This is a genomic window from Barnesiella viscericola DSM 18177, assembly GCF_000512915.1.
Classification (GTDB): Bacteria; Bacteroidota; Bacteroidia; order Bacteroidales; family Barnesiellaceae; genus Barnesiella; species Barnesiella viscericola.
This window is the reverse complement of sequence record NZ_CP007034.1, coordinates 1,447,443-1,461,885: the sequence shown is the minus strand read 5'-3', so window position 1 is coordinate 1,461,885 and position 14,443 is coordinate 1,447,443. Positions and strand designations below refer to the sequence as shown.

The 14,443-nt window shown below is 57.4% G+C and carries 10 protein-coding genes; 4 read left to right on the top strand and 6 right to left on the bottom strand.

The window, feature by feature from the left end:
* Window positions 1–18 precede the first annotated feature (18 nt).
* Window positions 19–1,155, top strand: coding sequence for an aldose epimerase family protein (locus tag BARVI_RS05820; protein ID WP_025277774.1), 1,137 nt, complete (start codon window positions 19–21; stop codon window positions 1,153–1,155).
* Between the two features lie 172 nt (window positions 1,156–1,327).
* On the opposite strand, the gene BARVI_RS05815 is transcribed toward BARVI_RS05820, so the two are convergent.
* Window positions 1,328–2,614 carry an O-acetylhomoserine aminocarboxypropyltransferase/cysteine synthase family protein gene (locus BARVI_RS05815; RefSeq protein WP_025278338.1) on the bottom strand — a complete coding sequence of 429 codons (1,287 nt, stop codon included), beginning with the start codon at window positions 2,612–2,614 and terminating at the stop codon, window positions 1,328–1,330.
* 177 nt (window positions 2,615–2,791) lie between these two features.
* Here BARVI_RS05815 and BARVI_RS05810 point away from each other — a divergent pair, with 177 nt between their 5' ends.
* Window positions 2,792–3,253 (top strand): Lrp/AsnC family transcriptional regulator, encoded by a 462-nt coding sequence (locus BARVI_RS05810; protein WP_025278337.1) that lies wholly within the window; start codon window positions 2,792–2,794, stop codon window positions 3,251–3,253.
* Between the two features lie 24 nt (window positions 3,254–3,277).
* On the opposite strand, the gene BARVI_RS05805 is transcribed toward BARVI_RS05810, so the two are convergent.
* Entirely contained in the window at window positions 3,278–5,095 is a 1,818-nt protein-coding gene (locus BARVI_RS05805) for a DNA polymerase III subunit gamma/tau (protein ID WP_025278336.1), read from the bottom strand.
* 211 nt (window positions 5,096–5,306) lie between these two features.
* Window positions 5,307–5,789, bottom strand: coding sequence for a cytidine deaminase (locus tag BARVI_RS05800; RefSeq protein WP_025278335.1), 483 nt, complete (start codon window positions 5,787–5,789; stop codon window positions 5,307–5,309).
* A gap of 185 nt (window positions 5,790–5,974) precedes the next feature.
* On the opposite strand from BARVI_RS05800, the gene BARVI_RS05795 reads away from it, so the two are divergent.
* Window positions 5,975–6,874, top strand: a complete 900-nt coding sequence (locus tag BARVI_RS05795; RefSeq protein WP_051401146.1) for a glucosaminidase domain-containing protein — start codon at window positions 5,975–5,977, stop codon at window positions 6,872–6,874.
* Between the two features lie 141 nt (window positions 6,875–7,015).
* On the opposite strand, the gene porE is transcribed toward BARVI_RS05795, so the two are convergent.
* Together porE and BARVI_RS05785 are read right to left on the bottom strand one after the other, a co-directional pair.
* Window positions 7,016–8,983 (bottom strand): PorE family type IX secretion system protein, encoded by a 1,968-nt coding sequence (porE, locus tag BARVI_RS05790; protein WP_025278333.1) that lies wholly within the window; start codon window positions 8,981–8,983, stop codon window positions 7,016–7,018.
* Between the two features lie 124 nt (window positions 8,984–9,107).
* The gene (locus BARVI_RS05785; protein ID WP_025278332.1) at window positions 9,108–10,325 is read right to left on the bottom strand and encodes an S-adenosylmethionine:tRNA ribosyltransferase-isomerase; all 1,218 of its coding nucleotides are present in this window, start codon (window positions 10,323–10,325) and stop codon (window positions 9,108–9,110) included.
* A 114-nt stretch (window positions 10,326–10,439) separates the two neighbouring features.
* Between BARVI_RS05785 and BARVI_RS05780 the strand changes: the two genes are divergently transcribed.
* A complete protein-coding gene (locus BARVI_RS05780) occupies window positions 10,440–11,504 on the top strand; it encodes a DUF2027 domain-containing protein (RefSeq protein ID WP_025278331.1) in 1,065 nt (354 codons plus the stop codon).
* A gap of 89 nt (window positions 11,505–11,593) precedes the next feature.
* Here BARVI_RS05780 and BARVI_RS05775 read toward each other — a convergent pair whose 3' ends face one another.
* Window positions 11,594–14,353, bottom strand: a complete 2,760-nt coding sequence (locus BARVI_RS05775) for a TonB-dependent receptor (RefSeq protein ID WP_198015998.1) — start codon at window positions 14,351–14,353, stop codon at window positions 11,594–11,596.
* Between the last annotated feature and the right edge of the window lie 90 nt (window positions 14,354–14,443).

The window sequence follows — 14,443 nt, the reverse complement described above, 5'->3', positions numbered from 1 at the left end:
GATAAATAAAATACATTTATGAACAGTAAACTGATTTGGGCAGGGGCATGGGTTGTATTGCTGGCTGCCTGCACTTCGAAATCGGACACGGAAGGGGTGACGAAATCGGGCCTGGACCGCTCGAAGTTCGAGACTACCGTCGACGGGAAACCGGTGAAACTCTATGTACTGGAAAACCAGTCGGGCATGGAGGTGTGTGTGACCAATTACGGCGGGCGTATCGTGTCGGTCATGGTTCCCGACCGCGACAACCAGTATCGCGACGTGGTGCTGGGACATGACTCCATTGCCGACTATATCCATATCGACGGGAATTTCGGCGCTCTGATCGGCCGCTATGGCAACCGCATCGCTCAGGGTCGTTTCACCCTCGACGGGGTGGAGTATCAACTGCCGCAAAACAACTACGGACATTGTCTGCACGGGGGGCCCAAGGGATTTCACCACAGTGTGTGGAATGCCGTGCAACCTAACGACACCACGCTTGAACTGACCTTGCAAAGTCCCGACGGCGAGGCCGGCTTCCCCGGCAACCTCGATGTGAAGGTGGTTTATACGTTGACTTCGGACAATGCACTGCGGCTGCAATATACGGCCACGACCGACAAGCCTACCATCGTGAACCTGACCAACCACTCCTATTTCAACCTGAGCGGCAACCCGGCCCACGATATTCTGGACGAGACGGTGCAGTTCTGTGCCGACGGCTTTACGCCCATCGACAGCACCTTCATGACATGGGGCGAGATTCGTCCGGTCGAGGGGACGCCGTTTGATTTCCGGGCCGGCAAGACGGTGGGGCGCGATATTGATGCCGATGACGAACAGTTGAAGAACGGAATGGGGTATGACCACAATATGGTTCTGTCGACCGGCGGCGATTTGTCGAAAGTGGCCTGTCGCATCAGCGACCCCACGACCGGCATCGTACTCGAAGTCTATACGACTGAGCCGGGTATCCAGTTCTATACGGGTAATTTCCTCGACGGCAAGGTGAAGGGAAAGCGGGGTATCGCCTATCCTCGGCGGGCTGCCATCTGTGTAGAGACACAGCACTACCCCGATTCGCCCAACCAACCCAACTACCCCTCGGTAGTGCTTCGTCCGGGCGAGACCTATTCGAGCACCTGTATCTACAAGTTCGGGGTTGAATAAGGCGTTGTTGTGGAGCCTCCTGTGTGGTCGTCGTGGGCGTATGATTTCGCGCGCATCTGACATTTCTCTGAGTAGAAGGAAACAATCGGGCAGGCGATGATGTTATTTGGCAAGAAGCCCCCAATCGGGACAAGTCTCGGTTGGGGGCTTCGCTTGTATGATTAAGAGTGTGTTATACTTTTTCCAGGGCTTGCGACAGGTCGGCGATGAGGTCGTCGATATGTTCGGTGCCGATGGAGAGGCGTATGGTGCCGGGGTAGATGGCCTGCTCGGCCTTCTCGCGGTTGGTCAGTTGAGCGTGGGTGGTCGATGCAGGGTGAATGACCAGCGATTTCACATCGGCCACGTTGGCCAGCAGCGAGAAGATTTCGAGGCTGTCGATGAACCGGTGAGCTTCGGCCTCGCCGCCCTTGATTTCGAAGGTGAATATCGAGCCGGCTCCGTGGGGGAAGTAACGCTCGTAGAGGGCGTGGTCGGGGTGGTCGGGCAGAGCCGGGTGGTTGACCTTCTTTACCTTGGGGTGACGGGCGAGGAATTCGACTACCCGCAGGGCATTCTCGACATGACGTTCGACCCGCAGCGAGAGGGTTTCGAGCCCCTGCAACAGCAGGAATGCGTTGAAGGGGCTGATGGCGGCACCGGTGTCGCGCAGAATGACGGCCCGTATGCGGGTGACGAAGGCGGCTGGGCCGGCCACGTCGATGAAGCGGGCTCCGTGGTAACTGGGGTCGGGTTCGCTCAGTTGGGGAAACTTGCCGGAGGCGGCCCAGTCGAAACGGCCCGAGTCGACGATGATGCCGCCCAGCGAGGTGCCGTGACCGCCGATGAACTTGGTGGCCGAGTGGACTACGATGTCGGCACCATGTTCGATGGGGCGTATGAGGTAGGGGGTGCCGAAGGTGTTGTCGATGACGAGTGGAATGTGGTGGCGGTGTGCTATCCCGGCTACGGCGTCGATGTCGATGATACCCGAGTTGGGGTTGCCCAGTGTCTCGATGAAGATGGCTTTGGTGTTGGGCCGTATGGCCTGCTCGAAATTCGAGAGGTCGGCCGGGTCGACAAAGGTGGTGGTGACCCCGTAGGCGGGCAACGTGTGGTCGAGCAGGTTGTAGGTGCCGCCGTAGATGGTGTTGGCCGCGACGATGTGGTCGCCGGCGACGGCGAGGTTCTGGAAGGTGTAGGTCACGGCGGCGGCTCCCGAGGCGACGGCCAGGGCGGCTACACCCCCTTCGAGGGCGGCGATGCGTCGTTCGAGTACATCTTGCGTGGGGTTGCCCAGTCGGCCGTAGATGTTGCCCGGCTCTTTCAGGTCGAAGCGTGCGGCGGCGTGGGCCGAGTCGCTGAACACGTAGGAGGTGGTCTGGTAGATGGGGACGGCCCGGGCGTCGGTGGCGGGGTCGGGTTGCTCTTGTCCCACATGGAGTTGTAAAGTCTCGAAGTGCAATTTTTTCGGGTCCATATTCTGTCTGGTTTTTATCGGGTGAGTAGAATAATTTTACTGTACAAAACTATTTATTTGAAAAATATCATACAAGAAAATCGAATAATAAGGAGAATATATCTATATTTGGGCGATTGTCAAGAATAAATTGTTTGTTTTATAGTCCGGGAGTCACGACCCGGAGAATGGTGTTCTATGGAGATACTGGACAAAACCGACTTGCAGATTCTGCGTGTATTGCAAACAAACTCGCGTCTTACCACCAAGGAGCTGGCGTCGCGGGTCAACCTGTCGCCTACGCCGGTATTCGAGCGGGTGAAACGGCTCGAAGCCAACGGCTATATCAAGAAGTATGTGGCTGTGCTCGACCCGGCCAAGCTGAACCGCGGCTTTGTGGTTTTTTGCAGTGTGAAGCTGATCCGGCTCAACCGTGACATTGCTACCGAGTTTACTCGCATCGTGCGCGAGATTCCCGAGGTGACCGAGTGCTATAACATCTCGGGCGACTATGATTATCTGCTCAAAATCCATGCCCCCGATATGAAATACTATCAGGAGTTTATCCTCAATGTGCTGGGGACTATCGAGAGTATGGGGTCGCTCATGAGTACCTTTGTGATGGACGAGGTGAAACACGAATACGGCATACCGCTGTAACCGACGGCGGGAGAGGCGTTGCCTTCAGGCGATTTCGAGGTCGAAGGTATCGTAGAGGTTTTTGATGTCGGGGTTCTTCTCGATCATCTTTTTCAACACGTCTTTGGGGCTGAAAATAATCTCTTTTTCACCCGGCTGGTTAATGCGCAGCTGCATGGAGAACTGGTTGTTTTTCAACGCGTTTTGCAGGAAAGACATCAGTTCGTGAAAATGCTCGTTGATGCAGTTGACCTGAATTTGCGAGTCGACCGAGACGACAAAGGTGCGGGGGTCGAGCAGTTTGGGTCGGCAGCTCTGCATGGTGTTGACCAGCACCACCTCGGTGGGAATGGTCTGGGTGTATGCCAGCCAGGCTGTGTTGAGCGCCTCCTCGGTAAAGGGGGTGTCGAGTACCGCTTGTGCCGCGGCGGCCTGTTCGGCCGGAGCAGCCTCGGCCGGTTTCTGGTGAATGGAGATGCGCACGGGAGCCGCTTTTCTCGATTGGGCAGCCGGGGCCGCGGCAGCCGGTTTGTGTGTCGGAGCCGTCGGGCGTATCGTGGCCGGACGGTAGGTCGCCTGCGGTTCGGCCGTAGCGGTTTGAGGGGCCGGCTGAGCCTGTGCCTGAGGCTGGTGTGGGGCTTGGGCCTGGGGTTGTGAGGCCGGACGGTTCTGGGGCTGCGGTTGTGCGGCCGGTGCCGGTTGCGGCACGTTGCCCGGTGTGGGTGGATTTATTTTTTGCAGAGGCGGTTCCTGAGGGGTGGAGCCGACCGGGTGAATAATCTGGCAGATTTGTATCAGGGTCAGCTCCACCAGGAACTGCTTGTTGTTGCTGATGCGGTAGTCGAGGTCGCAGCGGTTGCTCAACTCCATGGCCCGGTAGAGGAAGGCGAGCGAGCACTTTTGAGCCTGTTCGCCATAACGTTGGGCCACCGAGGCACTCACTTCGAGCAGCGGCAGGGTCGAAGGGTCTTTGCTCACCAGCAGGTCGCGCAGGTGACGGCTCAACCCGCCGATGAAAAACTGTCCCTCGAAGCCGTGGTCGCGTACCTCCTTGAAAATGAGGAGCGCTTGCGGTACGTTGCCTTGCAGGAAGGCATCGACCAGTCGGAAGTAGTATTCGTAGTCGAGTACGTTGAGGTTTTCGATGACGGCCTTGTAGGTGATGTGTCCGCCCGTGAAACTCACCACCTGGTCGAATATCGAGAGGGCGTCGCGCATACCCCCGTCGGCCTTTTGGGCGATGATGTCGAGCGCTTCGGGTTCGGCGGTGATGCCCTCTTGCGAAGCGACATATTGCAGATGCTCGGCAATGTCGGCCGTAGTGATACGCTGGAAGTCATAGACCTGGCACCGTGAGAGAATGGTGGGCAGAATCTTGTGCTTCTCGGTGGTGGCCAAGATGAAGATGGCGTGGTGGGGCGGCTCTTCGAGTGTCTTCAAGAAGGCGTTGAAGGCTGCGGCCGAGAGCATGTGCACCTCGTCGATGATGAAGACCTTGTATTGTCCCACCTGGGGTGGGATACGCACCTGGTCGATGAGGGTGCGAATGTCGTCGACCGAGTTGTTCGAGGCGGCATCGAGCTCGATAATGTTGTAGGAACGCTGCTCGTTGAAGGCCCGGCACGACTCGCATTCGTTGCAGGCTTCGCCCGATTCGGTGGGGTGGAAACAGTTGATTGTCTTGGCAAAGATGCGGGCACACGAGGTTTTGCCCACCCCCCGGGGACCGCAGAAGAGGTAGGCGTGGGCCAGCTTCTTCGAGTCGATGGCGTTTTTAAGGGTTTGGGTAAGCGCCTTTTGTCCGACCACCGACCGGAAAGTCGAGGGGCGGTATTTCCGTGCCGAAACAATATAGTTGTCCATATCGCGTATTCAAGTTCTGTTCTTCACTTTTCCTTGCGGGAACGGCCGTGCAGAGCTACTACTCCCGTGCGGAAGAGGGCCGCATCGTGGCGGCGGATTCTATTCTTCAAAAGTACGAAAAAGTGAGGGACGGGACAAATGAAAATCGAGATTTCTCATTGAGGTCTCGTCTCTGTCGGGTGCCGTCTTGTTTCGGCCTGGCGGGGTGTCTCTATTCGGGCAGGTCGCTTTTGCCGAAGCAGAGGGGCAGCAGTCCCACTATCGAGTCGACGATATAGACCTCGTTGGTCCCGTAGAGGTAGATGCGAATGGGGTGGCGGTAACGCTCCTCGGTTTCGAGTATCACCTGGCGGCAGGCCCCGCAGGGAGCGGTGGGGTGCTCGATGAATTTTTCTCCCGTCTGGGCGGCGATGGCCAGTGCCTCGACAGCCCGGTCGGGGTATTGCGAGTTGGCATAGAAGAGGGTGGTGCGTTCGGCACAAGTGCCCGACGGGTAGGCGGCATTCTCCTGGTTGCTGCCCGAGACCAGCACTCCGCCGGCCAGACGCACGGCAGCCCCTACCTGAAAACGGGAATAGGGGGCATAGGAACGGTTGGAGGCCTCTTTGGCGGCATCGACCAACTTTTTCTCCTCGTCGTTTAGCTCTTCATACGAGCAAACTATTATCTTTGTGGTGATATTTTTGTTTTCCATAATTGGGGTTAAGCGGGTTATTATTTGCTTTGACTGATACAGGAACAGGTGAGAGCAGAGGGTCAACCGGGAAATTCGCTTGCGATTTGACTTGACCGATCCGCCTCCTCTATTCGAGTAACAAATATAGCGAAATTTTTGAGAACAGGAATTTTTTATCGTCCATTTTTAGATTCAGATACATGATGAAATTCAGATACCTTGTTACCCTTCTGTTTCTTATTCTGGCGTTGGCCCCTCTTTCGGCCCAGCGTAAAAACAAAATTTATCTCGACTATATCGAACAATATAAATCGATAGCCATCAAGCATCAGAAACAGTATGGCATTCCGGCCAGCATCACGCTGGCGCAGGGGTTGCTCGAATCGGGGGCGGGACGCAGCGAGCTGGCCCGCAAGTCGAACAACCACTTTGGCATCAAGTGCCACAGCGACTGGAAGGGGAAGCGCGTCTATCACGACGACGACCGTAAGGACGACTGTTTCCGCAAATACGACTCGCCCGAGGACTCTTTTGACGACCATGCCAAGTTCTTGAAACGTCCCCGCTATGCCTCGCTCTTCGAGTTGAAGGTGACCGACTACCGGGGCTGGGCCAAGGGGTTGAAACAATGTGGCTATGCCACCGACCGGTCGTATGCCAACAAGCTGATACAGACTATCGAACTCTATGAACTCTACCAATACGACCGCCCGAAATTCAAGCCTATCCGCGTGCAGGATCTCCCGCCCGTCGAGGTGGAAAATCCGCATCCGGTGTATCGCTCGTGGGGATTGCTCTATATCGAGGCCCGCAACGGCGATACCTTCGAGTCGATTGCGCAGGAGTTTGGTTTCTCGGCCAAGAAGCTGGCTGGATATAACGAGGTGCCCCGCGACTATCCCTTGGAGAATGGCGACATTGTCTACCTCGAAAAGAAAAAGAAGAAGGCCGAGAAGGGGTATGACTACACGGTGGTCCGTTCGGGCGATTCGATGCACTCCATTGCCCAGCGGTATGGCATTCGCCTGAAAAATCTCTACAAAATGAACAAGCTCCCCGACGACTATATCCCTTCGGTGGGCGACCGGTTGAAACTGCGGTAAGGGTTGCTCCCTGCCGCCACTTCGCACGGTGTGCGTGGAAGGTTACAGTATACGACAAGGGACGCACCATCGGTGCGTCCCTTGTCGTATCATCGAATGTCGTTCTGGGTTCCGCCTCGAATACCGCCTCGCACATCATGATTAGTACAGGTTCCAGGTAATCGACAGTACCTGGAATTCGGTACGCCGGTTTATCTGGTTGGCAATCTCCTGGTCCTCGGGAGTGAGGCTGTTGATATATTCCTCGGTGAGCACATCGCCCTCCTTGAACTGCGGGTATTGGGAGGCCAGTTTCTTGGTGATGACCTTGGGCTTGCTCTCGCCGTAGCCTTTGGGTTGCAGGCGGCGGGGGTCGATGCCCGACTTGATGAGGTAGTCGACTACCGACTGGGCCCGTCGGTCGGAGAGCCGCTGGTTGTACTGCTCGCTGCCCTTCATGTCGGTGTGAGCCCCCAGCTCGATCGATACGTTGGGGTTGTCGTTGAGCATCTTGACCAGCTCGTTGAGCGAGGCTTCCGACTCGGGACGCAGCGTGGCCTGGTCGAAATCGTAGAAGATATTCTCGATGAGAATGGGTTTGCTGATGGAGGCGAGCACGAAGTTGACCCCATACTCGGCATCTTTCTCTTCGGAGTCGGAGATGAACTCCTGCTTGGAGTTGAGGTAGCCCCGGCAGGTGGCGAGCATCACGTAGTGCACACCCCGGTCGAGCTTGAACCGGAAGCTGCCGTCCTTGCGGGCAAACTCCTTCTGGTTTGACCCGTCGTTGCCCACGATGCGGATAATGGCATCGGGCACCGGCTCGTCGTCCTTGTCGAGCACCGTGCCGCTGATCCACACCCGAATCGAGGGAAGCTCGAAGGTGTAGATGTTGTCGTAGCCCCGGCCGTCGCCCCGGTTCGACGAGAAGAAACCGGTCTCCTCTTCGCCGAAGGTGATACCGAAATCGTCGGCCGACGAGTTGATGGGGTATTTCATGTTCTCGATTTGCCACATGCCCGAGTCGTTCATGCGGGCGCGGAAGATGTCGAGTCCGCCCATGCCCGGGTGGCCGTCGGAGGCGAAATAGAGGTCGCCGTTGCTGCGAATGTAGGGGAACATCTCGTCGCCCGGGGTGTTGATCTGTACGCCCAGATTTTCGAGGGTGCCCTCCTTCTCGGTGAGCGAGATGCGCCACAGGTCTTTCCCCCCGTATCCGCCCGGCATGTCGGAGACGAAATAGAGGTATTGGCCATCGGGCGATACGGCCGGGTGGCCGAAGGCCGAGAGGGTATCGGCCGTGATTTCATATTTCTTGGCCGCGCTCCACTGGGCACCCGTGCGGGTCGAGGTATAAATCTCGACCGAGGTGTCGGCATTGGGTTCGCGACGGGCCTTGCTCAGGTACATGGTGGTGCCGTCGGGGCTGAAACTGATGACCCCTTCGTCGTCTTCGGTATTGACCTCGCCCTCGACGGGTTCGGGTTTTTGCCAGGCACCCCGCTCGTCTTTCTTGGAGAAGTAGATGTCGCTGTTTTTGGTGCCGGTGATTCCGCTTTTGTTTTTACCCAGCGCCTTTTCGGTCGATGAGGTAAAGTAGATCTGGTCGTAGTCGGTGCCCAGATACATGGGCGAGAAGTCGCTACGGCGCGAGTTGAGTATCGAGGCCTTCTTGACTACGTAGCGGGTGGGATTCTCTTTCCACTGGGTGGCGAGGTTGCAGCCTCTGATGCCGTTCTTGGCCAGGGTGCTGAGGGGATTGGTTTCGAGAAAGGCCTGGTAGTTCTTGATGGCCTCCTTGTACTTGCCCTCGAACTGCTGGCTGCGGGCCAGGTAGAAGAGTGCCATGCTGTCGGGGTAGTCGTATCGTATGGCATTCTGGTAGGCTGCCGCGCTGCGTGGAGCCATGTTGATGCGTCGGTAGCATTCGCCCATCTTGAAGGCAATCTCGCCCCGCAGCTTGCGCTCCTTGCGCGGGTTGGTCTTGCCGTACACTTTGCGGTAGGTCTGGGCGGCATCGTAATATTCGCCCCGGGCGTATTGCTCGTTGGCAACGCTTAGTTTTGCCCCCGAGCACGACGCCAACACGCCGGCCACAGCCAATCCCCAAAATACCGTCTTTATCTTCATCTCTGTCTCGTGGGACGACGACAATGGCGACGGGTGGCATTACCCGCCTCCTCATTCGTGCGTACCGATACTAATATAGATACGTATTTTTTGCCGTTTTATTGTGTGGTTGCCGTGGCGAATGTCACGGGAGCAGCAGCGAACTGTCGCCGTAGCTGAGGAACCGGAAGCCGTGTGCCAGGGCGTAGTCGTAAATCTCGCGCCAGCGTCCGTCGACAAAGGCCGATACCAGCAACAGCAGGGTGCTTTGCGGTTGGTGGAAGTTGGTAATCATGCCCTGCACGATGTGGTAACGGTAGCCCGGGGCGATGATAATCTGGGTGGCAGTGACGAGGCGCGTCATGCCGTGGCGGTCGAGGTAGTCGACGATGTGTGCGAGGGCCTCGCGCGGGTCGATGTCGGGGCTGCCGTCGTAGGGTTGCCACTGGCTCACGACGAGGTCGTGTGGCTCGGCATCGGGATTGGTAGCCAGCATCTTGCCGATGTAGTAGAGGCTTTCGAGCGTGCGTACCGAGGTGGTTCCCACGGCTACCACGCGGCGGTCGGTGCGGGCCAGGGTGTCGATGAGGTCGCGGTTTACCGAGATGTACTCGGTGTGCATCTCGTGCCCTTCGAGGGTCTCGCTCTTCACCGGCTTGAAGGTGCCGGCACCCACGTGCAGGGTGAGTTCGAGTTCGGGTATCCCTTTGTCGCGCAGGGCAGCCAGTACCTCGGGGGTGAAATGGAGTCCGGCGGTGGGAGCCGCTACCGACCCTTCGATTTTGGAGTAGACCGTCTGATAGGTGGTCTTGTCGCTCTCCTCGGTCTCCCGGTTGAGGTAGGGAGGTATGGGCAGTTCGCCCGCATGGTCGAGCAGCGCGGCGAAGGTCACCTCGGGGTTGTCCCACGAGAAGCGCACCTCGCAGGCGTTGCCGTGGGGCACGCCCCGCTCGGCGGTGAAGCGTACGGTTTTACCGTCTATTTCAACCTCCTGCGTGAGGGGGCCGCTCTTCCATTTCTTCGCGTTGCCGATGAGGCAGAGCCACGAACACGACCGGGTCGACTGGAACGAGAGGGCATATTCGTGCGGGTCAAGCGGTTCGAGGCAGAAGACCTCGATGAGGGCGCCGGTCTCCTTGCGGAAGTGGAGCCGGGCCTGTATCACCCGGGTGTTGTTGAAAACCAGCAGGCTGTCGGCCGGCAGCACGTCGGGCAGGTCGTAGAAGTGGTGCTCCTCGATTTGTCCCTGGCGGTAGACCAGCAGTTTGGATTGGTCGCGCCGGGCGAGGGGGAACTTGGCAATGCGTTCGTCGGGCAGAGGATAGTTGAAATCCTCGATGCGAATATTCTGAGTTTTTATCATAATCTGTTTTGAATATCGTGCAAAAATAAGCAACTTTGCCGAATATAGTACGGTTTGCGGCAGCGAAATCACAAGCCGCCGGCGAATCGCGAGACTCTTTAAAATGATGATATTATGGTAAAAGTAGGAGATAGAGTGCGCTACCTCAATGCCGTAGGAGGCGGGGTAGTGGTGAGAATCGTGAAAGATATAGCCTATGTCGATGAAGATGGTTTCGAGACCCCGGTACTGGCCCGCGAGTGCGTGGTGGTAGAACCGGCCGAACCGGCCAAAAAGAGTGCTCCCGTACCGGCCTCGAAGGTGGTGGAGGTGTCGCCTGTCGAGAAGGGGACTTTTGCTCAACCGGCCGACGAGGAGGACGACCTCGCTGTCGAGGAGCGTCCCGAGGGTGAGCAGCTGAACATCACGCTGGCCTATGTGCCCGACGAGAGCAAGCACCTGAATACGACCCGCTTCTCGTGTTATCTGGTCAACGACAGCAACTACTACCTCTACTTTGCCTACCTCAGCCGCGACGACGAAGGGTGGCGCACCCGCTATGCCGGGGTAATCGAGCCCAATATCCAGTTGCTGCTCGAAGAGTTCGGGCAGGAAGATGTCAATGCGCTCGAACGCATCTGTATCCAGTACATCGCCTTCAAAAAAGACAAGCACTTTGCCTTGAAGAGCCCCGTGGCGGTGGAGTATCGGCTCGACACGACCAAGTTCTACAAGCTGCACACCTTCCGCGAAAGTCTCTATTTCGATGAGCCGTCGTGGTGCATCGACCTGGTGAAGAACGATGTGCCCGTGCGCCCCATGCTCTTCGATGCTTCGGACCTCGAACGGGCCATGAAGATGAAGAAGCAGGTTGACAATCCGGTGCGTAAACCGGTGACCCGGCATGCCGAAAAGCCCGGTATCATCGAGGTGGATTTGCACGCTTCGGCACTGCTCGACACGACGGCCGGACTCTCCAACTCGGATATTCTCAACTACCAGCTCGACAAGGTGCGCGAGACGCTCGACCAGTACCGGCACGCCAAGGGCCGCAAGATTGTCTTCATTCACGGCAAGGGCGAGGGGGTGCTGCGTAATGCGCTGTTGAAGGAGATACGCGACAAGTACAAGAACTGCACCTGTCAAGATGCCTCGTTTCGCGAGTATGGCTTCGGGGCCACGATGGTGACCGTGCATTGAGAAGGTACGGACGATAAAAGGGAAACCCCTGTACCGAGAGACCTCGGTACAGGGGTTTTGTTTGTAAGAAGGAATGAATTTGAATCTCGTCAAAAGGGACGGCGTCCGCCCGGGCCGCCCGGGGGAGGGCCGGGGTGTCCGTAGCCGCGGGGCCCGCCGGGACCCATGTCGGGACGTTTGTCACCGAAGGTGTTGAACCGGTAGGTGAAGGTCAGCAGCCCATAGGTGTTGAGGGTGTTGTATTCCACATCTTGAATGTAGTTACCCGTGACGGTACGGCGTATGCTGTTGCGCTGTCCCAAAATGTCGTACACTTTGAGGGCGATAGTGGCGTTTTTCCCTTTGAGGAACTGGTAGGAAGCCTGGGCATTCCACAACCAGCTTTCGGTGTTGTAGCCTGCCGAGTAACCGGCCGAGCCGCTGTATGTGAGGTCGGTGCCCAGTGTGATGGACCAGGGCAAGTATCCGCTCAGATTGAGGGTGCCGCCGTAGTTGTGGGTGCTCTGGTCACGCTGGTTCTGCATGCTGTTGGTGGCCAGTGAGTAGCGGTAGTTGCCCCGCAGCTCGGCATCGAAATAGTCGGAGCGGAAGGCGATACCCAGGTTCTCGATGGCGTTGAACGAACCGGCATCGTTGCGCAGACCGTTGTTGTAACCCACGTTGTTGTTGTAGCTGAGTCGGCTGAAACTGTTCAGTTGCCAGTGCTTGTTGCGGAAGGGGGTGGTAAACATCAACATGCCCGAGGCGTTCCACACGCCGTTGACGTTGCGGTAGGTGGTGGTTTGTCCGCCGGTGGTGGCATCGTAGGTGGTCTCGGAGATGATACTGTTGGTGGTGAATCCGCCGAAGAGCATGGCCATGATGGCGCGTTGGCTCGTCTGGTCATAGTCGTTGAAGCGCACCCGCAGGGTGTTTTTGAACGAAGGCTTCAACAGTGGGTTACCGATAACGACCCGCAGGGGGTCCGACACGTCGGCCACGGGTTGCAGTTGTGCCATCGTGGGTTGCGACGACGAGCCCCGGTAGTCGATGCGCAGCGAGGTCTGTTTGCCCATCTTGTAGCGGTAGCGCAGGTAGGGCGCCACGTTGAAGACGGTGCGTTTGGGAATGTTGCGGCTGCTGTTTATCTGGTCGATCGATTGCGACGACGAGGGTTCCACGGCCACACCCACATCGTAGGTGTAGGTGGGTTTCACCTGCTTGAATCCCACCTGGGCCCGGTGCATGTAGTAGTCGTTGCGGAAACTGTTGCTCAGGTCGTTGTTGCGCACCGTGTCGAGAGCCATTGCCGTGAGGGGGTCGGTGAGTACGTCGTAGGTGTATTTGTCGGCGTTGTTGAAATTGGCCCGGAAACGGTAGGAAAAGGTAAGGAAGCGCCCCTTCGTCACGTCGCCCAACGGTTCGGTCCAGGTGAGTCGGGCACCGTAACTGTTACTCCACGTGTGGTTGTCGTCTATCTGGTCGAGGGTACTGTCGGTGGCCAGTTGGTAGTATTTGTAGAGCGCCTTGGTCCAACCGTCCTCCTGCGTGTTGCTGAACTTGTATTCGGCCTGGATACTGAACGACCGGCCGGGGCGTGAAAGGAGCTTGTGGTTGTAGATGAGTTCACCCGAGAGGTCGTAGCCGGTACCCTTGTTGAAGTTGTCGCTCTCGCTGAAATTGACTCTGCTGCGGGCCAGGTCGCCGGCGGTGGTGAGGGCCGAGTCGTAGCTGTCGGAGCGGGAGAGGGCTACGGCAAACTTGGGTCGGAATTCGAGAGTATTGAGCGAGTCGATGTTCCAGCGCAGTCTGAAATTACCGCGTATGTTCTGTCCGTGGTCGTTCATCTTGTTGTGGCCGCTGTAATAGGAGGTACTGTCGGCGAAGAGGTTTTGCCGCTCGGTGCGTTGCAGCACGTTGCGGTTGCTGTTGTTGTAGCTCACGTCGCCGCCCACGCGGAATATCTCCTCCTTGCCCACGTTGAAGTTGACACCCACGTTGTGGCTGGTGTTGATACCGTTCATGCCGCCGAATCGCCGGAACCGGCTACCACCCAGGTCGGTGAACCCCATGTTGTTGGTGTTGTTCGACCCGGCCAGAATGGTCACCTGATTGTCACCGAAGAAGCGGTTGACCATGGCTCCGGCCTCGTAGCGGCCGTCAAGGCCGTATCCGCCCGACACGTTGCCGAACCAGCCGTGCTTCATGCCCTCCTTGATGGTGAGGTTGATGACGGTCTCCTCTTCGCCGTCGTCGACGCCGGTGAGCCGGGCCAGGTCGGACTTGCGGTCAACGACCTGCAACTTTTCGATGATGTCGACCGGCAGGTTCTTGGTGGCTATCTTGGGGTCGTCGGAGAAAAACTCCTTGCCGTCGACCAGAATCTTGGTAATCTCTTTCCCGGCGTGGGTTATCTTGCCCTCGCTGTCGACCTCGACGCCCGGCAGTTTTTTCAACAGGTCTTCCACTACCGAGTTGGGTTGGGTTTTGTAGGAGTCGGCATTGAATTCGACAGTATCTTCCTTGACTACTACCTCGGGGGCTTTCCCCACGACAACGGCCTCTTGCAGCAAGATGTCGTTGCTTTCGAGCAGAACCGTACCCAGGTTGCGGCGAGCCTGACCGGCGGCGAGCCGCACGGGTTCGTAGGCGGTCTTGTAGCCCAGAAACGAGAAGGCGGCGATGTAGTTGCCTGCCTTGGTGACATTCAGCGAGAACGCGCCGTCGTTCTTACTCGATACTCCGGTAACGAACGTGCTGTCGCGGGCCGAGAGCAACCGTATGCTCACCTGGGGCAACGGCGATTCGTCGCTTTTGTCTTTGACAATACCCGTAACTGTAAACTGCGCACTGGCGTTCTGTGTGGCCATCAAACAAGATATACACGCGATCAGGACCAAAAAACCTCTCTTCCACATCTTAAAAAATCAAATCTATTGAGCACGATAATCACATGCCTA

Bases quoted from the DNA above. Each gene is read 5' to 3' on its own strand.
- BARVI_RS05820 (WP_025277774.1), top strand. From the start codon at position 19: ATGAACAGTAAACTGATTTGGGCAGGGGCATGGGTTGTATTGCTGGCT.
- BARVI_RS05775 (WP_198015998.1), bottom strand. From the start codon at position 14,353: ATGGCCACACAGAACGCCAGTGCGCAGTTTACAGTTACGGGTATTGTC.
- BARVI_RS05805 (WP_025278336.1), bottom strand. From the start codon at position 5,095: ATGGACAACTATATTGTTTCGGCACGGAAATACCGCCCCTCGACTTTC.
- BARVI_RS05800 (WP_025278335.1), bottom strand. From the start codon at position 5,789: ATGGAAAACAAAAATATCACCACAAAGATAATAGTTTGCTCGTATGAA.
- BARVI_RS05810 (WP_025278337.1), top strand. From the start codon at position 2,792: ATGGAGATACTGGACAAAACCGACTTGCAGATTCTGCGTGTATTGCAA.
- BARVI_RS05815 (WP_025278338.1), bottom strand. From the start codon at position 2,614: ATGGACCCGAAAAAATTGCACTTCGAGACTTTACAACTCCATGTGGGA.
- BARVI_RS05780 (WP_025278331.1), top strand. From the start codon at position 10,440: ATGGTAAAAGTAGGAGATAGAGTGCGCTACCTCAATGCCGTAGGAGGC.
- BARVI_RS05795 (WP_051401146.1), top strand. From the start codon at position 5,975: ATGAAATTCAGATACCTTGTTACCCTTCTGTTTCTTATTCTGGCGTTG.
- BARVI_RS05785 (WP_025278332.1), bottom strand. From the start codon at position 10,325: ATGATAAAAACTCAGAATATTCGCATCGAGGATTTCAACTATCCTCTG.
- porE (WP_025278333.1), bottom strand. From the start codon at position 8,983: ATGAAGATAAAGACGGTATTTTGGGGATTGGCTGTGGCCGGCGTGTTG.